The organism is Bradyrhizobium sp. CCGUVB4N (genome assembly GCF_024199945.1).
GTDB lineage: Bacteria > Pseudomonadota > Alphaproteobacteria > Rhizobiales > Xanthobacteraceae > Bradyrhizobium.
In genome coordinates this window covers 3,020,732-3,040,750 of record NZ_JANADP010000001.1, presented here as the reverse complement: position 1 = coordinate 3,040,750, position 20,019 = coordinate 3,020,732, and the positions used below count along the sequence as shown (strand labels likewise).

The 20,019-nt window shown below is 64.7% G+C and carries 20 protein-coding genes; 7 read left to right on the top strand and 13 right to left on the bottom strand.

Features of this window, described 5'->3' with window-relative positions:
- Positions 1-30 precede the first annotated feature (30 nt).
- Positions 31-1,167 carry a patatin-like phospholipase family protein gene (locus tag NLM31_RS13730; protein ID WP_254129880.1) on the bottom strand — a complete coding sequence of 379 codons (1,137 nt, stop codon included), beginning with the start codon at positions 1,165-1,167 and terminating at the stop codon, positions 31-33.
- A 200-nt stretch (positions 1,168-1,367) separates the two neighbouring features.
- Here NLM31_RS13730 and NLM31_RS13725 point away from each other — a divergent pair, with 200 nt between their 5' ends.
- Positions 1,368-2,255, top strand: a complete 888-nt coding sequence (locus tag NLM31_RS13725; RefSeq protein ID WP_254129879.1) for a LysR family transcriptional regulator — start codon at positions 1,368-1,370, stop codon at positions 2,253-2,255.
- Positions 2,256-2,281: 26 nt separating this feature from the next.
- Here the strand turns inward: NLM31_RS13725 and NLM31_RS13720 are convergent, their stop codons facing one another.
- Positions 2,282-2,998, bottom strand: coding sequence for a peroxiredoxin-like family protein (locus NLM31_RS13720; RefSeq protein WP_254129878.1), 717 nt, complete (start codon positions 2,996-2,998; stop codon positions 2,282-2,284).
- Between the two features lie 255 nt (positions 2,999-3,253).
- On the opposite strand from NLM31_RS13720, the gene NLM31_RS13715 reads away from it, so the two are divergent.
- The gene (locus NLM31_RS13715) at positions 3,254-3,736 is read left to right on the top strand and encodes a cupin domain-containing protein (protein WP_254129877.1); all 483 of its coding nucleotides are present in this window, start codon (positions 3,254-3,256) and stop codon (positions 3,734-3,736) included.
- Between the two features lie 99 nt (positions 3,737-3,835).
- Complete coding sequence (locus NLM31_RS13710) at positions 3,836-5,038, top strand: MFS transporter (protein WP_254192567.1); 1,203 nt, start codon at positions 3,836-3,838, stop codon at positions 5,036-5,038.
- Here NLM31_RS13710 and ccoS read toward each other — a convergent pair.
- The 10 genes from ccoS to NLM31_RS13660 all read right to left on the bottom strand — a co-directional run bounded on the left by ccoS (position 5,035) and on the right by NLM31_RS13660 (position 14,654).
- Positions 5,035-5,205: a cbb3-type cytochrome oxidase assembly protein CcoS gene (ccoS, locus tag NLM31_RS13705; RefSeq protein ID WP_254192566.1), complete on the bottom strand. Its 171-nt coding sequence runs from the start codon at positions 5,203-5,205 to the stop codon at positions 5,035-5,037. The genes NLM31_RS13710 and ccoS overlap by 4 nt on opposite strands.
- The gene (locus tag NLM31_RS13700; protein ID WP_254192565.1) at positions 5,205-7,394 is read right to left on the bottom strand and encodes a cation-translocating P-type ATPase; all 2,190 of its coding nucleotides are present in this window, start codon (positions 7,392-7,394) and stop codon (positions 5,205-5,207) included. The genes ccoS and NLM31_RS13700 overlap by 1 nt, the downstream gene beginning before the upstream one ends.
- A 9-nt stretch (positions 7,395-7,403) precedes the next feature.
- Positions 7,404-7,889, bottom strand: coding sequence for a FixH family protein (locus NLM31_RS13695; protein WP_254192564.1), 486 nt, complete (start codon positions 7,887-7,889; stop codon positions 7,404-7,406).
- Between the two features lie 28 nt (positions 7,890-7,917).
- The gene (ccoG, locus tag NLM31_RS13690) at positions 7,918-9,384 is read right to left on the bottom strand and encodes a cytochrome c oxidase accessory protein CcoG (RefSeq protein WP_254129872.1); all 1,467 of its coding nucleotides are present in this window, start codon (positions 9,382-9,384) and stop codon (positions 7,918-7,920) included.
- 214 nt (positions 9,385-9,598) lie between these two features.
- Positions 9,599-10,474, bottom strand: coding sequence for a cytochrome-c oxidase, cbb3-type subunit III (ccoP, locus tag NLM31_RS13685; RefSeq protein ID WP_254192563.1), 876 nt, complete (start codon positions 10,472-10,474; stop codon positions 9,599-9,601).
- A 6-nt stretch (positions 10,475-10,480) separates the two neighbouring features.
- Positions 10,481-10,645, bottom strand: coding sequence for a cbb3-type cytochrome c oxidase subunit 3 (locus NLM31_RS13680; protein WP_128953085.1), 165 nt, complete (start codon positions 10,643-10,645; stop codon positions 10,481-10,483).
- A 13-nt stretch (positions 10,646-10,658) separates the two neighbouring features.
- Complete coding sequence (gene ccoO, locus NLM31_RS13675) at positions 10,659-11,393, bottom strand: cytochrome-c oxidase, cbb3-type subunit II (protein WP_254129870.1); 735 nt, start codon at positions 11,391-11,393, stop codon at positions 10,659-10,661.
- 10 nt (positions 11,394-11,403) lie between these two features.
- On the bottom strand, positions 11,404-13,053 hold the full coding sequence (gene ccoN / locus NLM31_RS13670; protein WP_254192562.1) for a cytochrome-c oxidase, cbb3-type subunit I: 1,650 nt from the start codon (positions 13,051-13,053) through the stop codon (positions 11,404-11,406).
- Between the two features lie 304 nt (positions 13,054-13,357).
- Positions 13,358-13,783: an HPP family protein gene (locus NLM31_RS13665; protein ID WP_254129868.1), complete on the bottom strand. Its 426-nt coding sequence runs from the start codon at positions 13,781-13,783 to the stop codon at positions 13,358-13,360.
- 37 nt (positions 13,784-13,820) lie between these two features.
- A complete protein-coding gene (locus tag NLM31_RS13660; RefSeq protein WP_254135316.1) occupies positions 13,821-14,654 on the bottom strand; it encodes a universal stress protein in 834 nt (277 codons plus the stop codon).
- A gap of 202 nt (positions 14,655-14,856) precedes the next feature.
- On the opposite strand from NLM31_RS13660, the gene fixL reads away from it, so the two are divergent.
- The 4 genes from fixL to NLM31_RS13640 all read left to right on the top strand — a co-directional run bounded on the left by fixL (position 14,857) and on the right by NLM31_RS13640 (position 18,665).
- The gene (gene fixL / locus NLM31_RS13655; RefSeq protein WP_254192561.1) at positions 14,857-16,374 is read left to right on the top strand and encodes a sensor protein FixL; all 1,518 of its coding nucleotides are present in this window, start codon (positions 14,857-14,859) and stop codon (positions 16,372-16,374) included.
- A 3-nt stretch (positions 16,375-16,377) separates the two neighbouring features.
- The gene (gene fixJ, locus NLM31_RS13650; RefSeq protein ID WP_254192560.1) at positions 16,378-16,995 is read left to right on the top strand and encodes a response regulator FixJ; all 618 of its coding nucleotides are present in this window, start codon (positions 16,378-16,380) and stop codon (positions 16,993-16,995) included.
- A 73-nt stretch (positions 16,996-17,068) separates the two neighbouring features.
- Positions 17,069-17,488, top strand: coding sequence for a response regulator (locus tag NLM31_RS13645; RefSeq protein ID WP_254192559.1), 420 nt, complete (start codon positions 17,069-17,071; stop codon positions 17,486-17,488).
- A gap of 478 nt (positions 17,489-17,966) precedes the next feature.
- Positions 17,967-18,665, top strand: coding sequence for a helix-turn-helix domain-containing protein (locus tag NLM31_RS13640; RefSeq protein WP_254192558.1), 699 nt, complete (start codon positions 17,967-17,969; stop codon positions 18,663-18,665).
- 39 nt (positions 18,666-18,704) lie between these two features.
- Here NLM31_RS13640 and NLM31_RS13635 read toward each other — a convergent pair whose 3' ends face one another.
- Complete coding sequence (locus tag NLM31_RS13635) at positions 18,705-20,015, bottom strand: MFS transporter (protein ID WP_254192557.1); 1,311 nt, start codon at positions 20,013-20,015, stop codon at positions 18,705-18,707.
- Between the last annotated feature and the right edge of the window lie 4 nt (positions 20,016-20,019).

The window sequence follows — 20,019 nt, the reverse complement described above, 5'->3', positions numbered from 1 at the left end:
AATTCGATGAAGCCGACGGTGGCCGTGGCGCTATTCCGCGGCCAGCGGCATCTGGTCGATATGCTCGTGCAGCACCACGCCCGCCAGCGGATCGAATTCGCCGACCCACGGTTTGCGCGCAAGCGCCGACTTCGTATGGGCATAGCCTGCATTCCAGCGCAGCGAGATGCCGGATGGGCTGAAGTCGATATCCTTGGTATGGGTCTCGCGCTCGAGCTGCGGTGCCAGCAGCCGCACCACATGCATGCGGGTCGGACAGCCGTAGCTCGTCAGCTCCCTGACCGCGGGGTCGTTGCGCTCGCTCTCCGGCAGGCGCGCCGCGAGCTGGTTGATGACGTGACGCAGGCGATGGGCCTGTTGCTGTCGCACGATCTGGCTTGCAATGCGGCTGGAATATTGCACGTCCTTGTGACGGTTCATCACCTCCGCCATCGTCGTCGGCTCGGCGCCGACGGGATTCCACAAATGCACCGAGAAGATCAGCGAATCCCGGCGTGGGTTGTCGTCGAACACCGCTTCCGTCGGCGTGTTCGACAGGATGCCGCCGTCCCAATAGAGCTCGCCATCGATGCGCACCGCCGGGAAGGCCGGCGGCAACGCGCCGGAGGCCATCACATGCTTCACTGTCAGTTCGCCGTCGCGGCTGTCGAAATAACGCATTTCACTGGTGCCGACATGGGCCGCACCGACAGTCAGGCGCGGCGTGCAGCGATTGGCCAGATCGAAATCGACAAGCTCGCTCAGAGTCGCCTCCAGCGGCACGGTGGAATAGTATCCGGCGTGATCGGCGCCCAGCGGATAGGAATCTCCCGCATGCGCCAGCGGATTGGGCCGGAAGAAACCTGGGATGCCGTGGGTGACGGTTGACCAATAGGCCAGCTTCTCGTTGAAGCCGGGAAACGCCGAGCGCCAGTCCCAGACCGGCTTCTGCTCCATCCGTTTCCAGAACTCCCTCAAGCGCGGAAGCCTGTGCTCGGGAGCGTTGCCTGCAATGAGGCTCGCGTTGATGGCGCCGATCGAGGTACCGATGATCCAGTCCGGCTCGATGCCCGCCTCGTGGAGGGCCTGGTAGACGCCCGCCTGATAGGAGCCGAGAGCGCCGCCGCCCTGAAGCACGAGGACGACTTGACCCGGAAGGTTAGCACCTCTGCCTTGCATGCCGTTCATGGTTTGCTCCTGATGAGCCCGTACTGGTCGAATATTCGTCGAACGCGTGGTTTTGTTACGCCTGATCGTTTTACGAGATCGCGGGACCTTTTGAAATGCCGGCTGGCTTCCAAGTCCATACGTCCGAGCTATGGCGGCCGGGATGTCATTCCTCGCCCCAATCGGCTAGGGTCCGCACTGATCCTGCTGGGAGCCGATCCATGGAAATGCACCAGGTTCGCTATTTCCTCGCGGTGGCGCAACTCTTGAATTTCACGCGCGCCGCCGAGGAGTGCAACGTGACGCAGCCCTCGCTGACGCGCGCGATCAAACAGCTCGAGGCCGAGCTTGGCGGAGACCTGTTTCGTCGCGAACGCCCTGCGGCCCAATTGACCGAGCTAGGCCAACGCATGCATCCGCTGCTGAAGCAGTGCTACGACGCCGCCACCGGCGCACGCTCGCTGGCGTCCTCGTTCAAGAGCGGGGAGATTGGCGCGTTGCGTATCGCGCTGACGCACTCGATCGATCTCGCGCTGCTGATTCCGCATCTCAACGAGATCAGGCGGCAATTCAACCGGCTTGAACTGCGTTTCCTGCGCGGGACCAGCCGCGAGGTCGGTGATTTCTTAAGGAAAGGCGAGGCGGAGCTCGGCATCGCCGCCGAGATCGACGAAGCCTGGGATCGACTCGACATCTGGCCGCTCTTCACCGAGGCCTTCGAGCTCGTCGTCAACGACGGACATCGGCTTGCCGGCCGCAGCTCGGTCGAGCTGGACGATCTGCGCTCCGAGCAATTGTTGAGCCGGACGTTCTGCGAACACTCCGGCCGGATCTCGGCGAGCCTGCGCGAACACGGCGTCGACGTCGAGCACGACCATCAGATCTCGAACGAGCACGATCTGATCGAGCTTGTCGAGGCCGACATCGGCGTTGCCATGGTGCCTCACACCTCGCCCGTACCGGACGGCATGACGCGCGCCGCGGTCACCGGGCTGGACGCCCGCCGGACCGTCAGCCTTTACGGGGTGGCTGGCCGGCAACGCACGGCAGTCGCCAACGCCGTGATGCGAATGCTGCGCGGAGCGGACTGGCGGGCAATCGCGGGATAGGTTCGCACCCGTCCGACAAAACGAGATCAGCTCTCGCGGCTCGCGCCTTCGAGTGCCGCAAGCAGATCGTCGATCTCCATGCGCTTGCGGAAATCGGGGTCGACGAAGCGGGCTTTCACAAGGCCGTCGCGCCCGACAACGAATACGGCAGGGATCGGCAGCATCCAGGCATTATTGCCATGGAATTTGCTCATGTCCTGATAGGACAACAGGTTCTGGATTTCGGCACCGAGCCAGATCGCGAGATTCAGCGACAGAGCATAGCCATTGTCGAGATCCGTCAGGATCGGAAATGGTGCGCCGGAATCGGCCTTGACCTGCTGCGTGTATTCTTGCGTCTCCGGCATGATCGCCACGATCCGCGCGCCGATCGCCGCGATGCGATCCAGTGCCTGCACAACGGCGCGGACATTGAGCCGGCAATACGGACACCAATGTCCGCGGAAGAACATCACCGCGACTGGCCCGCGCTCGAGCAGCGCAGCCAAATTGACGAGACGCCCGCTTTCATCCGGCAAGACGAACATTGGCATCGCATCGCCCGGACGCGGCGCGCTCCCGCCACCGCCGTTCCATCCCAATCGCGCCACCAGCCGATCGACTGCCTCGCCATAGGCCGGGAAGACCTCGCGGCTGGCATCGGCATAGGCGCGGAGCTGCTCGTTCAGCGTGCCGTCCATGTCGCGGCAACGCTGGAAGGCGGATTTGAGCCGCTCGGCATCGGCTGGCGAAAGTGCTGTCATCTCCGGCTCCGGCAAGAGTTTGCATTATTTTAGCGTTCCGCGCCCCATGCAAGGGGTAACCGCGATCCAACACCTGATCCCGATCGTGCGGAAATGCCGTTTCACAATCGGTTCGATAGCGCCAGCGTATCGCGCCACCATAGCGCCGGGCTATCGCGCCGAGAGCGAAAGGGCATTTCAGGACGAGCGCCGCTTCGACGAAACTCCTGGCATAGCCGGTAACCATCTCGGTAGCGGCCAACACAGGAGACTTCCATGCTCAAGCATCGCACATTGTCGCACGTGATCTGGCCGGGCCTCGCCCTCTTCGGCGCGTTGACGCTCTCCGCGCAACCGGTGTTCGCCGGTGAATGCCCGGCCGACAAGATCAAGGCGAACGCACACCAGATGGTGGACTATAAACCAGTCGGCGTCACCGACGTTACGCTCGGCGCGATCGACCTCGGCAAGCAGCCGGCGCACATCGAAGGCCGGGAGCTGCGCTTCCGCAAGCTGACCATCGAGCCCGGCGGCATCGTGCCCTGGCACAGCCATGACGATCGCCCTGCCCTGATCTTCGTGCAGCAAGGCGAGATCGTCGAGCACGCTTCCAATTGCATCGATCCGATCGTGCACAAGGCAGGCGACATTCGCCCCGAGGTGTCTGGCACCTCGCATTGGTGGAAGAACCTCGGCAAGGAAACGGTCATTCTCTATGTCGGCGACGTCCGCAAGGACCCTGCCGACCACAACATGTAACGAGCGCCCCAGCCCCAGCGTACTCGTTACCTGATGTGGCGTCCGGCCTCCCTGCCCCAGGCGTGCCGGGCGCCACTTGTTCATCGGAGATGCCGCGAGATGATCGATCTGTCCGCACAGATGAAGCCGACCGTGATGGCGATGGATGCGCATTCCCCGGGTTTCGCGTTGCGCTCGCTCGTGATCGGCCTCATCGCGTTCCTGACCGTCGTCGACCTGTTCGCGACGCAGGCGATCCTGCCCTCGCTCACGCGCCGTTACGGCGTCACGCCGGCGGCGATGGGCTTTGCCGTGAACGCCAGCACCTTCGGTATGGCGGCATCCAGCCTCGTCGTTGGCGTCCTCAGCCCGCGCATCGAGCGTCGGACCGGCATCCTGGTCAGCCTCCTGCTGCTCGCGATCCCCACGAGCCTGCTGGCGACCGCGCCCAATCTCGCCGTCTTCACAACCTTGCGGGTCGCGCAAGGCCTGTGCATGGCATCCGCCTTCGCCCTCACGCTCGCCTATCTCGGCGAGCAATGCAGCGCCATGGATGCCGGCGGCGCGTTTGCCGCCTATATCACCGGAAATGTCGCCAGCAATCTGGTCGGCCGGCTGGTGTCCGCGGCGGTCGCCGACAGCCTCGGCCTCGCCTGGAATTTCTACTTCTTCGCGGTCCTCAATCTGGCCGGTGCAACGCTGGTCTATTTCACCATCAAGCACGTACAACCGATGCGTACGATGATGCCGGTGGCATCGCCGCTGGCAGCAATGATCTCCCATTGGCGCAAACCGCCCCTGCGTGCAGCCTTCGGCATCGGGTTCTGCATCCTGTTCGCGTTCATCGGCACTTTCACATTCGTCAACTTCGTGCTGGTCCGGCCGCCGCTCTCGCTCGGCATGATGGACCTCGGCCTCGTCTATTTCGTCTTTCTCCCGTCGGTGGTGACGACATTGCTGGCCGGCAAGGTCGCCTCGCGTCTTGGGACACGGTCGACAATCTGGGGATCGCTTGTTGTCGCCGGAGCCGGGCTGCCGCTGATGTTGACGTCTCATCTCGGCGCGGTGCTCGCCGGCATGGTTCTGGTCGGAGTTGGGACTTTCTTTGCGCAAGCAGCCGCCACGGGCTTCGTCGGTCAGATGGCTGCCGACAACCGCGGCGTCGCCAGCGGCACGTATCTCGCCTGCTATTTCTGCGGTGGACTGATTGGCACGGCCGTGCTCGGCCGGCTGTTCGACGCTTTTGGCTGGCACGCCTGCGTTGCCGGCGTCGGCGCAGCCCTTGCTGCCGCCGCCCTCCTCACCTTCGGCCTGAAGCGCTAGCGCTTGGCAGGCAATTCCTGTGGCGGCGGCTCGTCATCCGCAATGGCGCGCCAGGCGGCGCCGTCGAGGTCGTCGTACTGGCCGCTGCGGAGCGACCAGAGGAAGGCGGCAAGGCCGGCAAGACCGAGCATCAGCGCCAGCGGCACCAGGAAGACGAGTATCTCCATCACATGATCTCCCGCGTGCGGCTGCGGGCCCGCAGCGAGTTCAGCATCACCAGGATCGAGGATCCGCTCATGGCGGCCGCGGCAATCAAGGGCGTCACCACGCCGCTGATCGCGACGGGCACGGCGAGCACATTGTACCCGATCGCAAGCCAGAGGTTCTGCCTCATCAGATGCAGCGCGTTTCGCGCGGAATCGATCGCGGCGACGACCGGGGCCAGCGGCCGGCCAAGGAAGACGAGATCGGCGGTGGCCTGGCTGAGATGCGCAGCCGAGATCGGCGACATCGAGACATGCGCGGCCGCGAGCGACGGCGCATCGTTCATGCCGTCGCCGACCATCAGCACCCTGGCGCCGCGCCGCTTCAGCTCCTCGATCCGCGCGATCTTGTCGGCCGGCGTGACGCCGGCGCGCCATTCGGCGATGCCGAGCGCGTGGGCCGCCGCAATCACCGCGGGCTCGCGGTCGCCGGAGAGAATCTCGATGCCGATGTGGCGATCCTTCAGGGCAGCAATCACGGCCTGCGCATCCGGACGCAGGCCCTGCCGCACCGACAGGATGAATTTCTCGTCGTCCCTCCTGAAAGCCACGACCGAGGCTTCGGGATCAAGATCGGCGCCGACGACCAATGCCTCGGCGCCGCAGAAGGACGGACGGCCGAGACGGATCTCGACGCCGTCGACAGTTGCGCGGACGCCCTGCCCCGCCTCTTCAACCGCGCCGACGATCGGCGATTTCGCGCCGGCGGCCTGCGCGACCGCGGCGGCGACGGGATGATGGCTCGACAGCGCGAGCCGGCCAGCGAGCTCAAAGATGTCGGCCGGGATATCGGCCGCATTGGTCACGTCGAGATCGGGCAGCGTCAGCGTGCCGGTCTTGTCGAAGATGACGTGGTCGGCCTCGGCGAGGCGCTCGATGGCATCGCCGGAATTGAGCAGCACGCCGGACTTGAACATCGCACCCGAGGCCACCGTCTGCACGGTCGGAATCGCGAGCCCGAGCGCGCAGGGACAGGTGATGATGAGCACCGCGACGCCGGTGACGATCGCATCATGCCAGCTCGCGCCGAACGCGACCCAGCCAAGGATGGTGATCAGCGCGGTCGCATGCACCACGGGCGCATAGAGCCGCGAGGCGCGGTCGGCGAGCCGCATGTAGCGCGAGCGCGCCTGCAGCGCGTGGTCGAGCAGCCGCGTGATCTCGGCAAGCAGCGTCGCTTCCGACGCCGCCGAGACCCGCACCCGCAGCGCACCGGAAATATTCATCGAACCCGCATAGACCGACGTGCCCTGCTCGGCCGTGACATAGAGCGTCTCGCCGGTGATCAGGCTCTGGTCGATCTCGGAACGGCCCTCGATCACGGTGCCGTCGACGGCACAGCGCTCGCCCGGCCGCAGCAGCACGATGTCACCGGGATGGATCGCCGCAACCGGAACCTGCGAGATCTCGTCGAGCCCGACGAATTTTGCCGCCGTTTCCGCCTTCAGCGCGGCGAGATTGCCCGCGACCGCACGCGTCCGCCGCCGCATGTTCTGGTCGAGGAAACGGCCGACCAGCAAAAAGGTCAACAGCATGATCGCCGCGTCGAAATAGGCGTGCTCGGCGTGATGGATGGTCTCGACCACGGACATGCCGAGCGCAAGGCACACGCCGATCGAGATCGGCACGTCCATGTTGGTCGTCTTGTTCGACAGCGCGTGCCAGGCGGAGCGGAAGAACGGCTGGCCGGCATAGGCCGCCGCCGGCAGCGCGATCAGCGCCGACAGCCAGTGGAAGAAGTCGCGCTGCTCCGGCAGCATGTCTGAGACGTTGCCCGACCACACCGGGATCGACAGCATCATCACGTTCATGGTGGCAAACGCGGCAACGCCGAGGCAGCGCAGCAGGAAGCGCGATTCCGCGACCTCGCTCGCCTCTGCACTCTCGGTCTCGTAGGGATAGGCCTTGTAACCGAGCTCCTCGAGGCGATCGATGAAGCGCGCGGGATCGAGCGCGCCCTCTTTCCATTCCAGCGCGACGCGCCGGTCGGTGAGGTTCACGCGCGCCAGCGTGACGTCGGGAATGGCGGAGAGGCCGCGCTCGATCTTGGCCATGCAGCCCGCACAGTGAACGCCCTCGACCGCGAGATCGATGTGCCGGAGGCCGGTGCCCGCGGCGCGGACGTAGTGAGAGAAATCGCGTGTCACCTGCATGGCGAGACCTCAGTTCAGGATCACGCGGTTGCGCGACAGGAACACGCGCTCGCCCTTGGCGTCGCCTTCTATGACGAGATCCCACTGGCCAGGCGCGACGGAGGTAGCATTGCCGCGATAGATGCCGATACCGGCCTCCGCGAGCGCGACCGCGAGGTCGGCCCGCTTGTCGGTCGGGCGCTCCAGGCGGCCGCCGAACTTCAGCCCGGTCAGCGGCTGGCCGGCGGCGTCGCGCGCTTCGACCTGAAGCACGGCATTGCCGTCGGCGCGTCGCTCGATATGCGCGCTCACCTTCCATCCGCGCGCGGCCTGGTCCTGCGCCGCCGAGATCTCGCGATCGTAGGCGAGGCCCGCGGCATAGGGGCTGTCCACGTCGGTGCCGGGCAGCGTCGCAATCGCGAGCTTCATCATGGTGAAATTGACGCCGATCACGACGCCGAAGAAGGCGACCAGCATCAGGAACACCTTGGTTCCGGTCAGCGGCTTGACGGCCATTTCAGTCTCCAGATCCTACATGCAGCTCTTACGGCGCGACGAAATTGTCGGTGGTGGTGGCGACCTCGCCGAGCCCGATATCGGTGACGTGGATGCGCACCGGGATCGACTTCTCCGGATTGCTGTCGGCCGGCGCGGTGACGAGCAGCCGCAGCTCGCTGGTCGAATCGCGCGGGATCACGATCATCGGCCTGTCGGGCGTCACGGAATCGACGCCGACGACGTGCGTGGTCAGATTGACCGGGCCGTCCGCGTCGATCGCGACGACGCGGTCATAACCGCTCTTGTTGAGCAGCCGCACCGTATAGGCGTTGCGGATCGATCCGTCGCTGAGCTTGACCGCGACCGGGTTGCGGTCGTGCAGCACGTTGATGTCGAGCAGAGTGCGGGTTGCGAGCACGTAGAGCATGATGCCGCCGACGGCCGCGATGATCGCACTGTAGGCGACGGTGCGGGCGCGGACGATGCGATAGATCGGCGCCTTGCCTTCCTGGCGACGCTGGATGTTGATGTCGTTGTCATAGCCGATCAACCGCTTCGGCCGGCCGATCTTGGTCATGACGTTGTCGCAGGCGTCGATGCAGAGCCCGCACTGGATGCATTCGAGCTGCGGTCCATTGCGGATATCGATGCCGGTCGGGCACACCGCGACGCATTGATAGCAGTCGACGCAATCGCCGACCGGCTGTCCAAGCGCACGCAGCTCGGCGGCCTTCTTCACCGAGGTGCGCTTCTCGCCGCGATCGTAACGGTAGGTGACGTTGAGCGCCCATTCGTCTGTGAGCGCGGCCTGGATGCGCGGCCAGGGGCACATATAGGTGCAGACCTGCTCGCGCATGAAGCCGGCGAGCAAATAGGTCGTCGCCGTGAGGATGCCGATCCAGATATAGGCGATCATCGGCGCCTGAAAGGTCAGGAGCTCCTTCACCAGCGTCGGGGCATCGTTGAAATAGAGCACCCAGGCGCCGCCGGTCCACCAGGCGATCATCAGCCAGATCGCATGCTTGAACGCGATCTCGGAGACGCGCCTGAGCGTCAGCCCGCCGCCCGACTTGTCCTTGCGCATCCGCTCGCGGCGGTCGCCCTCGACGAAGCGCTCGACGGCGTAGAACAAATCGGTCCAGACCGTCTGCGGGCAGAGATAGCCGCACCAGATGCGGCCGCCGACGGAGTTCATCAGGAACAGCGCCACCGCGGCGACGATCAAGAGGCCCGTGAAGTAATAGATCTCCTGCGGCCACAGCTCGATGAAGAAGAAGTAGAAGCGGCTGTTGGGAAGATCGATCAGCACCGCCTGGCTCGGGGCGCCAAGGCCGCGGTTCCAGCGCACGAAGGGCAGGAAATAATAGACGCCGAGGCAGAACGCCATCAGGCCCCATTTGATCCGGCGGAAGGTGCCAGAGATGCTCTGGGGATACACCTTCTTCTGGGCCACATAGAGCGGCCCGTTATCGTCGTCCGATGTGAGCTCGTTCGGGTTCACGGTCTTGTTCATCGCTTGAGGCGTCTCGAAAAGGTGCGATTAAACCTAGCCCCGGCGCCGCCGCGTCGATTGATCCAGCTCAAGCAGGGGCATTTTTGTTCGCGTGACTGCGTGGCCTAAGTCTGAGATGAGACTCGACTGGTCCCCCGAAGAAGGTGCGTTCCCTCCCCCCTTGCGGGGGAGGGAACAGAAAGAGCGCGCACAAAGGACAAGCTCCTCACCACTTCTACTTGCCGCCGCCCAGCGAGTGGACGTAGACCGCCATAGCCTTGATGGTGGAGGGATCGAGCCGTCCTTCCCAGGCCGGCATGACGCCCGCGCGGCCCTGGCTGATCGTCTCGATCAGGGTCGCCTCGTCCGAGCCATAGAGCCAGATCTTGTCCGTCAGATTGGGCGCGCCGAGCTCCGGGTTACCCTTGCCGCCATCGCCATGGCAGGCGACGCAATTGTCCGCGAAGATCTTCTCGCCCTTGGCGGCGTCAAACCCCTTTCGGGTCGGGAGGCCCGACAGCGAGCGGACATAATTGGCGACCGTGACGATCTCGTCCGGCTTCAGCACGCCGTCCTTGCCGAAGGCGAGCATCTGGCCCTCATGGGTCTTGGCGTGGCCGGAGCGCGCACCGAACTGGATGGTCTGCATGATCTGGTCGAGCGTGCCGCCCCACAGCCAATCGTCGTCGTTCAGGTTCGGAAAGCCCTTGGCGCCCGCGCCGCCCGAGCCGTGGCACGGCGCGCAATTGTCGCCGAACACGGTCTTGCCCTTGGCGCGCGCGAGCGCCAGCAAGGCCGGGTCCTTCTCGATGTCGGCGAGCGAGGCCGCGCCGAGGGCGGCCATCTTTTCACCCCGGATCTTCTCGAGATTGGCGAGCTCGACCGCGACATCGGCCCGCGAGGAGTAGCCAAACAGGCCCGTCGTGTTGCTCGCGATCAGCGGCCAGGCCGGATAGACGATCCAGTAGCCGATCGCCCAGACGATGGTGAGGTAGAAGGAGATCACCCACCAGCGCGGCAGCGGCGTGTTGAGCTCCTTGATGCCGTCCCATTCATGTCCGGTCGTGGACTTGCCGGTGACGGAATCGAATTCGCCATGATGATCGGTCATGATCTCTCACTCCTCCCGCAGCGGCAGGCTGGCCGCTTCGTCGAACGCGGCCTTGTTGCGGGGCCAAAACGCGTAGGCGATGATCGCGAGAAAGATCGCGACGAAGACCGGCGTCCAGATGGTGGTCACGAGACTGGATGCGAGATTGTCGAGTGTCAGGATGGCTTTCATCGGTGATGCCTTCTCAGCGAAGATTGGCTTTCTCGTTGTAGAGCTTGAAGTCGACCAGGGTGCCGAGCATCTGCAGGTACGCGATCAGCGCGTCCATCTCGGTCGGCGTTCCGGTCTTGCCGTCGAAATTGCGCACAGCCGCCTTGGCGTAGCGCTTGGCGAAGGCATCGGTGCCGGCATTGTCCGGATCGGCCTGGGCCTTCATGTCGGCGGCCGCGTTGGCGATCTGGTCGTCGGTGTAGGGAACGCCGACGGCCCGCAGCGTACGCATGTGGTCGGCGATCGTCGCGGGATCCACCTCGGTCGAGCTCAGGAACGGATAACCCGGCATCACCGATTGCGGCACGATCGCGCGCGGATTGGTCAGATGGGTGACGTGCCAGTCGTCGGAATATTTCGCGCCGACACGGGCGAGATCGGGACCGGTGCGCTTCGAGCCCCACTGGAACGGGTGGTCGAACATGCTCTCGGCGGCAAGCGAGAAGTGGCCGTAGCGCTCGACCTCGTCGCGCAAGGGGCGGATCATCTGCGAATGACAGAGATAGCAGCCCTCGCGGACATAGACGTTGCGCCCCGCCAGCTCCAGTGGCGTGTAGGGCCTGACACCGTCGACCACCTCGATCGTGCTCTTGAGGTAGAACAGCGGCGTGATCTCGACGAGACCACCGATCGCGATCACCAGCAGAATGCCGACGATCAGGATGATGGAGTTCTTTTCGAAGATTTGGTGGCGTGTCCAGAACGACATGGGAAGCTCCTCATTCCGCCGGCTGAAGAGCGACGGGCATCTGGACTTCCCGCTCGCCGACGCGAACCGTCATCCAGAGATTGTAGGCCATGATCAGCGCGCCGATCAGGAACAGACCGCCGCCGGCGGCGCGAATGACGTAGAAGGGGTGCATCGCCTCGACGCTCTCGATGAAGGAATATTCGAGGAAACCGAGCGAGGTGTAGGCGCGCCACATCAGGCCCTGCAGGATGCCGGACACCCACATCGCCGAGATGTAGAGAACGATCCCGAGCGTCGCGATCCAGAAGTGCCAGTTGACGAGCTTCAGGCTGTAGAGCCCCTTGCGATTCCAGACCCACGGAACCAGGCAGTACAGCGCACCGAAAGAGACGAAGCCGACCCAGCCGAGCGCACCGGAATGCACGTGGCCGATGGTCCAGTCGGTGTAGTGGCTGAGCGAATTGACCACCTTGATCGACATCATCGGACCTTCGAAGGTCGACATGCCGTAGAAGGCGACGGAGACGACGAGCATGCGCAGCACGGGATCGGTGCGCAGCTTGTCCCAGGCGCCCGACAGCGTCATCAGGCCGTTGATCATGCCGCCCCATGACGGCATCCACAGCATGATCGAGAAGGTCATGCCGAGCGTCTGCGTCCAGTCCGGCAGTGCCGTGTAGTGCAGATGGTGGGGGCCGGCCCAGATGTAGAGGAAGATCAGCGCCCAGAAGTGGATGATCGAGAGCCGGTAGGAATAGATCGGCCGCTCGGCGCGCTTCGGAATGAAATAGTACATGATGGCGAGGAAGCCGGCGGTCAGGAAGAAGCCGACCGCGTTATGGCCGTACCACCACTGGAACATGGCATCCTGGATGCCGCCCCACGCGACGTAGGATTTGGAGCCGAAGAACGACACCGGCAGCGCGGGATTGTTGCCGAGATGCAGAACCGCGATCGTCACGATGAAGGCGAGATAGAACCAGTTCGCGACGAAGATGTGTGGTTCCTTGCGCTTGATGATGGTGCCGAGGAAGACCAGCAGATACGTGACCCAGACGATGGTCAGCCAGAGATCGGCGTACCATTCCGGCTCGGCATATTCCTTCGACTGGGTGACGCCGAGCAGATAGCCCGTGCCCGCGACGAGGATGAAGTAATTGTAGCCGAGCACGACGAACCAGGGCGCGAGATCGCCGGCCAGCCGCGCGCGGCAGGACTTCTGCACGACGTAGAGCGAGGTGCCGACCAGCACGTTGCCGCCGAAGGCGAAGATCACGGCGGAGGTGTGCAGCGGCCGCAACCGGCCGAATTGAATCCAGGGCAGATCGAAGTTCAGTGCGGGCCACGCCAGCTGCGAGGCGATGATGAGGCCGACCAGAAAGCCCGCGATGCCCCAGACCATCGCCATGACGGCGGTGAACTTGATCGGGCCCATATTGTAGTTGGGACGGCCGTTGATCTCCGCGGGCGGCAGCGCCGCCGGGCGATCGTAGTAGCGGTTGATGATGAAGAACACCGCGGCCAGGCTCGCGGCGGCGCTGAGACCGGCGTGGAAGGCGAATGGCGCGTCGAGCGCCTTGGCCGAGGCGACCAGGCACAGGAAGGCGAAGACCGCGAAGACGAGCGCCAGGCCGGCTTCGCCTGTCGTCATGGTTTTGGTGATGGTGGGCTGGGGCATCGCGGATTCTCTCTGAAAGAACACGCCGCCAGAAACCACATTCACCCTCGCGGGGAATTGATTGAAATCAAGACTTGCGGTTCAGTTCTTCATATCCGAGGGGCAATTTTTGGGAGTGTCCCGCGTTTTGCGGCGCGGCCAGTGACAGTGCCCTCTCCCCTTGCGGGAGAGGGCAGCGAGGACAGTGCGGCAGGCTCGCTTGGGTGAGGGGTGTGCTGCTCAGAAGCAGTCTCTCCGAGGATAGAGACCCCTCATCCGGCGCTTCGCGCCACCTTCTCCCGCAAGGGGAGAAGGAAGGAAGAAGTCACTCGCTCGCGGTCGCCTTCAGCGCTGCGATGACATCCTCGCGCGCGATGATTCCGACCAGTTTTTGCGTGCCGTCGAGCACGATGATGCTGCGGATGCGATGCTCGACCATGATCTGGAGGACGCGCGTCAGGCGCGTGTCGGGGCTGACATAGATGAACTCGGGCGTCATGACGTCGCCGACCTTGCGGCTCATCAGGTCGTGATAGCGCGGCAGCATCTGGCTCGGCGTGAAGGCAAAGCACTTCAGGATGTCGAATTTGGTGACGATGCCGACGATTTGCCCGTCGTCCTCGACCGGATAGGAGTTGAAATCGTCCCGCTCGAACATCTCGCTGAGCGCGAGCAGATCATGGTCGCGCTGCACCGTCCTGACGTTCCGGGTCATGTAGCCGCTGGCGGTCTGCTCAAGGAATTTGTACACGGCGCGTCCTCATCGATTGTGGCTGTGTTCGAGGCCGTCAATGCGACAGCAGCACGCAGCGTGCGGTTTGCGTGACCAGAGATTGAGTGACGCCGCCGAGAATCAGCTCGCGGAAGCGGGAATGACCGTATGCGCCGGCGACGATCAGGCCGGCACCGACATCGCCGGCAACCCGCTCCAATTGCACGGCAGCGGTTTCGTTCCCCGTGGCTTCGGGGACGCGCGCTGTCGCGGTGACGCCGTGGCGGGCAAGCCAGGCGGCAACATCGCCAACACGCGCCATCGCTGCCGACCGGTCGTCGCCCTCTTCCGGAATCTCGACGATAGCGACGTCCTTCGCCTTGCGCAGCAACGGCAGCGCATCGGCCACCGCCCGCCGCGACTCGGGCGTGTCCTTCCAGGCCACCAGCACGCTGCGCAGATCGAGCCAGTCGATCCGGTCGGGCACGAACAGCAGCGGCCGGCCGGCCTGCATCACCAGATCCCTCGGGCTTACCAGCGAAAAGGCATCGGAGAAGACCGGGCTCTGCCCGCCGCTGACGATGATGTCGGCACAGCGCGCCTGCGCCAGGACGTATCGTGCCGGAAAATCCGTGGCGCTGCGCCATTCGACGCGCGCACCGCGAGTGCTGGTCGCGCCGCGGAATTCCGCCTCCAGATCGGCCAGGCACCGCTTGACGGAATCCTCCTCCTCATCGAGCAGGCGCTGGGCCTCGGCACCATCGGTAAAAAAAAGCGGCGGCGCGAACTTTGCCGCGGCGACCCCGACGAGCGCGGCCTCGAATCGTTCGGCGAGCTCGCCTGCGACCCGAAGGCGCGGCTCGTTCGGCTGATCGAGCGCGAGGCTGACCATCACGGTGGCATATGTCATGGGGCGTCTCCGAACCAATCGATTGGCGCGAAATCTAGCCTCGCCGGCGCGGAGCAAGATGAGATAGATCAAATCGCCCCACGCGATTCAGCGGCAAATCCGTCAATGGAATCAGACATCCGAACTTGCTTCGGAGCCGCCCTTGGGCGAAATTGTCGAGACGTTCGCAACACCTCGTCACGCAACAGAATGGAGCCCTTGCTTGTCGCCGACCCGCGTGACGCATCCGCCAGACGATCATCGCGGCGAGCATTTCCGGGTCCGGATCGAGGGGTTCGGCGTTGGGACCTGGGATCTCGACCTCACGACGCGCGAGCTGGAATGGTCGGAAACCGCGCGGATGCTGCTCGGCGTCGAGCGCGGCAGACCTGCGAGCTACGACCTGTTCCTGGCGCGCCTTGCGCCCGACGACCGCGCGCGCGTCGAGACCGCGATCAAACAGGTCTCCGAGCATGGCGGCGGCTTCGACGTCTCTTTCAGGATCGCCGGCACCTCCGACCGGGGCCAATGGATCAGGGCCCGCGCCGGCCTGATCAGGGATGAGGCCGGCCTCGCACGCCATCTCAGCGGCATCCTCCTCGACATCGACGAGGAGAAGCAGGTCGAGGAAGCGCTACGCACGCGCGAGACCCACCTCCGCTCCATCCTGCATACCATTCCCGACGCCATGATCGTCATCGACGGTCGCGGCATCATGCAGCTGTTCTCGACCGCCGCCGAGCGCCTGTTCGGCTGGTCCGAGCAGGAGGCGATCGGCCAGAACGTCAGCATCCTGATGCCGGAGCCGGACCGCACCCGCCACGACAGCTACATCGCGCGTTATCGCTCCACCAACGATCCGCACATCATCGGCATCGGCCGCATCGTCACCGGCAAACGTCGCGACGGCACCACCTTCCCGATGCACCTGTCGATCGGCGAGATGCAGTCCGGCGGCGAACCCTATTTCACCGGCTTCGTCCGCGACCTCACCGAGCATCAGAAGACCCAGGCACGGCTGCAGGAATTGCAGTCCGAGCTCGTCCACGTCTCGCGGCTGACGGCGATGGGCGAGATGGCCTCCGCGCTCGCCCACGAGATCAACCAGCCCTTGGCGGCGATCAGCAATTACATGAAGGGTTCGCGGCGGCTGCTCGCCGGCAGCACCGACCCCAACACTGCGAAGATCGAGAGCGCGCTGGACCGCGCCTCGGAACAGGCGCTGCGCGCCGGCCAGATCATCCGTCGCCTGCGCGACTTCGTCTCCCGCGGCGAATCCGAGAAGCGGGTCGAGAGCCTGTCGAAGCTGATCGAGGAAGCCGGCGCGCTCGGCCTTGCCGGCGCGCGCGAGCAGAGCGTGCAGCTGCGCTTCAATCTCGATCCCGGCGCCGACCTCGTTCTCGCCGACCGGGTGCAGATCCAGCAGGTGCTGGTCAATCTGTTCCGCAACGCGCTGGAAGCGATGGCGCAGTCGTCGCGGCGCGAACTCGTTGTGACGAACAAGCGCATCGATGACGACATGATCGAGGTCGAGGTGTCGGACTCCGGCTCCGGCTTCCAGGACGACGTCATTCCAAACCTGTTTCAGACCTTCTTCACCACCAAAGAGACCGGCATGGGCGTGGGATTGTCGATCAGCCGCTCGATCATCGAAGCTCACGGCGGCCGCATGGTGGCCGAGAGCAACGCATCGGGCGGCGCGACATTCCGCTTCACCCTGCCGGCAGCCGACGAGACCTGAGCCATGACGACCAAGGGACATGTTTACGTCATCGACGACGACGAGGCGATGCGGGACTCGCTGAACTTCCTGCTGGACTCGTCCGGCTTCGGCGTCACGCTGTTCGACAACGCGCAAAGCTTTCTCGACGCCCTGCCCGGTCTCGCCTTCGGCTGCGTCGTCTCCGACATCAGGATGCCGGGCCTCGACGGGATCGAGCTGCTGAAGCGGATGAAGGCACAGGGCTCGCCGTTTCCGATCCTGATCATGACCGGCCACGGCGACGTGCCGCTGGCCGTCGAGGCGATGAAGTTAGGGGCCGTCGACTTCCTGGAAAAACCGTTCGAGGACGACCGTCTCACCACCATGATCGAGACCGCGATCCGCCAGGCGGAGCCTGCCGCCAAGAACGAGGCCATTGCCCACGACATCGCCGCCCGCGTCGCCTCGCTGAGTCCCCGGGAGCGACAGGTCATGGAAGGGCTGGTCGCCGGCCTCTCCAACAAGCTGATCGCCCGCGACTACGACATCAGCCCGCGCACCATCGAGGTGTACCGCGCCAATGTCATGACCAAGATGCAGGCGGGCAGCCTGTCGGAGCTGGTGCGGCTGGCGATGCGCGCCGGCATGCTGAAGGATTGAGGCAAACCGGCTTGAGACAGGCCCGGTTGAGCTAAGTCAAAACGGAAGGGTCCAGCTGTGCTAGCCAGGTGGGATGATCGAGATCGTCTCGCACCAGCAGCGGCCAATGGCACCATCCGCACAGCCCATCGTGTATGTGGTCGACGATGACGACGCCGTGCTGGGATCGCTGCGCTTCCTGCTGGAAACCGACGGCTTTGCGGTGCGGACCTTCCGGAACGCCACCGCGCTGCTCAACGCGACGAACCCGCCCGGCGCCGACTGCTACGTCATCGATTACAAGATGCCCGATATCAACGGCATCGAGCTGGCCGGCCGCTTGCGCCAGTCCGACGGCGACACCCCGGTGATCCTGATCACCGGCTATCCCGACGGCAACATCTCGGCCCGGGCTGCGGCGGCAGGCGTGAAAGACGTGATTTTGAAGCCGCTTCTCGACGAGAACCTGGTCAAACGCATTCGCCATGCCATCCAGAACAGACGCGGAAACTAGGCATGGCCTCAGAAAGCGCTCCTGTACTGCGAAAGCTCGCTGTGGGGACCGTAAATCCACATCGGCTCGCCGCACTCGCTTGGGCCGTGATCGGTCGTGCAGGCCGCGCTCCACGGCGGAGCTGCGATCTGGCGGCCTTCGATCGGATTTGAATACAAACGGCCGGCGACAACGTCGACTCGCGGCCGGGCTGTCCCTGCCGTGGCCAGCGACGGCAGCAACAACAAGGCGACCAGAAGTGGGATAAATCTCGCTGTCATCGGGCATCTCCGCTGGCGTGAACGCTTCCGATGACATGACTTGCCCTGGAGACCAGATATTTCCCGGACACCGAAGTGTGAAGATCGGGGTATCCCGGCTCTGCGGCGGCCCCGACCTACGGGATTCTACGTAAGGGGCTCCCCTTAAGATATCTCGCGAAATTTTCGAAGCACCCGATACCGCGTACCAAGGCGTCATCACAACGGAGATGGCGCAGATGCTGACCGAGACGCTCAACACCCAGGCGATCAACACGCAAGTTCGTGGCAAGATCGCCCCTGCCCGTCCCGCGTCCGACCAGTTCGGTGCGATCACCGGTCATGTCGGCCTGGTCGCCACCGAGTTCTGCTACCGCAAGGACGAGGAGATCTACGGCGAGGACGAGCCGGCGGAATATGTCTACCAGGTCGTCTCCGGCGCGGTCCGTACCTACAAGCTGCTCTCCGACGGCCGCCGCCAGATCGGCACCTTCCACCTTCCCGGCGACGTGTTTGGCCTCGAATCCGGCGCCAGCCATCGCCTCGCCGCCGAAGCCATCATCGACACCAATGTGCGCCTGGTGAAGCGGGCGAGCCTCGAGAAGGCCGCCGGCACCGACGTGCAGGTTGCCCGCAAGCTCTGGGCCATGACGGCCGGCGAGTTGCGGCATGCCGAAGACCATATGCTGCTGCTCGGCCGCAAGACCGCGATGGAGCGGGTTGCGACCTTCCTGCTGGAAATGGATCGTCGCCTGGCCGTTGCCGGCATGATGGCGCTGCCGATGTGCCGCCGCGACATCGGCGACTATCTCGGCCTGACGCTCGAAACCGTGTCGCGCGCGCTGTCGCAGCTTCACGCCCAGGGCATCTTGGGATTTTCCGGCGCCCGCCAGATCGTGTTGCGCAACCGCCAGCGCCTGCACAATCTCGACGCCTGATCGTCTTCTCTTCCCCCACTTGTGGCCGGCTGATTGCGTTCAGCCGGCCATTTCTTTGGCCGCGATGCCCGTGCGCCGGGTCTCCGGCATCACGAACAGGATCAGCAACAGCCCTGTCGCCGCGATGCTCGCCAGCCCGAAGAACGCGGTGGCATTGCCGAACTGGTCGCTGACATAGCCGCCGAGCGCGGTGCTCAGGGACGCGCCGATGCCGGTCGCCGTGCCGACAATGCCCTGCGCCAGATTGAAGTGCCCGCTGCCGAAGGCGACGTCGGCCACGATCAGCGGGATCATCACCGCAAACACCGCCGCGGTGAAACCGTCGAACACCTGCACCAGCACCAGCAGATACGGATCGCGCACGGTCGCGAACAGCAGGCCGCGGATCGTCAGCGCGCCGAACCCGATCAGCAGCAGCGGCCGCCGGCCCCAGAGCTGCGCCTTGCGCCCGACCGTCGGGGACAACAACGCAACGATCGCCTGGGGCACGACAATGCAGAAGGCAACGAGCACCGTCGCCCATTGACTCGACCGCGCCGTCACCGCGCTCGCCATCAGCGGCATCATCGAGGCGTTGGCGAGTTGCAACAGCAGGACGCTGAGCGCGAAGACGATCAGCGGCTTCTGCCGGATCAGATGCCAGATATTGGTGTCGCCCGGAACCGGCGCCTCACGCGGCATCTCGCCGTGGCAGCGCGCGATATCGACTTCCTCCTCGCGAATGCGCGACAGCGCGATCAGCGTCGGGATCGCGAGCAGGAAGGTGACGAGGAACACCGATCGGCTGGAGAGAAGATATCCGGCGGTCCCCATCACCGCAGCCGCGACGCCGTTGCCGAGCGAGGCAAAGCGCGCGTTGCGACCGAGCCGCTCACCGATCTTGAGTGGACCGACCAGACCAAGGCTGATCGCCGCGATCGCGGGCCCCAGCACGCAGCTCGCCGCGGCGTGCAGCGTAGCGGCGGCCACCACGACGGGAAAGATCGGCATCGCCGCATAGGCGAGCGCACAGCAGCCGATGGTCACGATCGCGAGCGCCGCGACCAGCCGCTCGGATTTCGCGGCATCGATGATGGCGCCGCCCGGCATCTGCCCGATCAGCGCGACGATCCCGCCAATCGACAGCACGAAGCCGATCTCGACCTGCGTCCATTTCTGCGTGGTCAGGTAGACGGCGATGAAGGGCCCGAAACCGGTCTGCACGTCGGCGAGGAAGAAGATGAACCAGTCGAGGCCGCGCAGGCTCCGGCGCGACGGCTCCGGAATGGCCGCAACGACGGGGACGGCGACGTTGTCGGGTTCAACGCGTCCCTCGCGATCTGCATGGTTCGGCTTCCTGGACAACAGCACAGGT

Excerpts from the sequence above, each read along its gene's own strand:
- NLM31_RS13715 (WP_254129877.1), top strand. The coding sequence starts at position 3,254 with ATGCTCAAGCATCGCACATTGTCGCACGTGATCTGGCCGGGCCTCGCC.
- NLM31_RS13720 (WP_254129878.1), bottom strand. The coding sequence starts at position 2,998 with ATGACAGCACTTTCGCCAGCCGATGCCGAGCGGCTCAAATCCGCCTTC.
- NLM31_RS13695 (WP_254192564.1), bottom strand. The coding sequence starts at position 7,889 with ATGGCCGTCAAGCCGCTGACCGGAACCAAGGTGTTCCTGATGCTGGTC.
- NLM31_RS13645 (WP_254192559.1), top strand. The coding sequence starts at position 17,069 with ATGATCGAGATCGTCTCGCACCAGCAGCGGCCAATGGCACCATCCGCA.
- NLM31_RS13725 (WP_254129879.1), top strand. The coding sequence starts at position 1,368 with ATGGAAATGCACCAGGTTCGCTATTTCCTCGCGGTGGCGCAACTCTTG.
- NLM31_RS13660 (WP_254135316.1), bottom strand. The coding sequence starts at position 14,654 with ATGACATATGCCACCGTGATGGTCAGCCTCGCGCTCGATCAGCCGAAC.
- ccoG (WP_254129872.1), bottom strand. The coding sequence starts at position 9,384 with ATGAACAAGACCGTGAACCCGAACGAGCTCACATCGGACGACGATAAC.
- NLM31_RS13680 (WP_128953085.1), bottom strand. The coding sequence starts at position 10,645 with ATGAAAGCCATCCTGACACTCGACAATCTCGCATCCAGTCTCGTGACC.
- NLM31_RS13730 (WP_254129880.1), bottom strand. The coding sequence starts at position 1,167 with ATGAACGGCATGCAAGGCAGAGGTGCTAACCTTCCGGGTCAAGTCGTC.
- ccoP (WP_254192563.1), bottom strand. The coding sequence starts at position 10,474 with ATGACCGATCATCATGGCGAATTCGATTCCGTCACCGGCAAGTCCACG.
- NLM31_RS13700 (WP_254192565.1), bottom strand. The coding sequence starts at position 7,394 with ATGCAGGTGACACGCGATTTCTCTCACTACGTCCGCGCCGCGGGCACC.
- fixJ (WP_254192560.1), top strand. The coding sequence starts at position 16,378 with ATGACGACCAAGGGACATGTTTACGTCATCGACGACGACGAGGCGATG.
- ccoO (WP_254129870.1), bottom strand. The coding sequence starts at position 11,393 with ATGTCGTTCTGGACACGCCACCAAATCTTCGAAAAGAACTCCATCATC.
- ccoS (WP_254192566.1), bottom strand. The coding sequence starts at position 5,205 with ATGGAGATACTCGTCTTCCTGGTGCCGCTGGCGCTGATGCTCGGTCTT.
- NLM31_RS13640 (WP_254192558.1), top strand. The coding sequence starts at position 17,967 with ATGCTGACCGAGACGCTCAACACCCAGGCGATCAACACGCAAGTTCGT.
- NLM31_RS13710 (WP_254192567.1), top strand. The coding sequence starts at position 3,836 with ATGATCGATCTGTCCGCACAGATGAAGCCGACCGTGATGGCGATGGAT.
- ccoN (WP_254192562.1), bottom strand. The coding sequence starts at position 13,053 with ATGCCCCAGCCCACCATCACCAAAACCATGACGACAGGCGAAGCCGGC.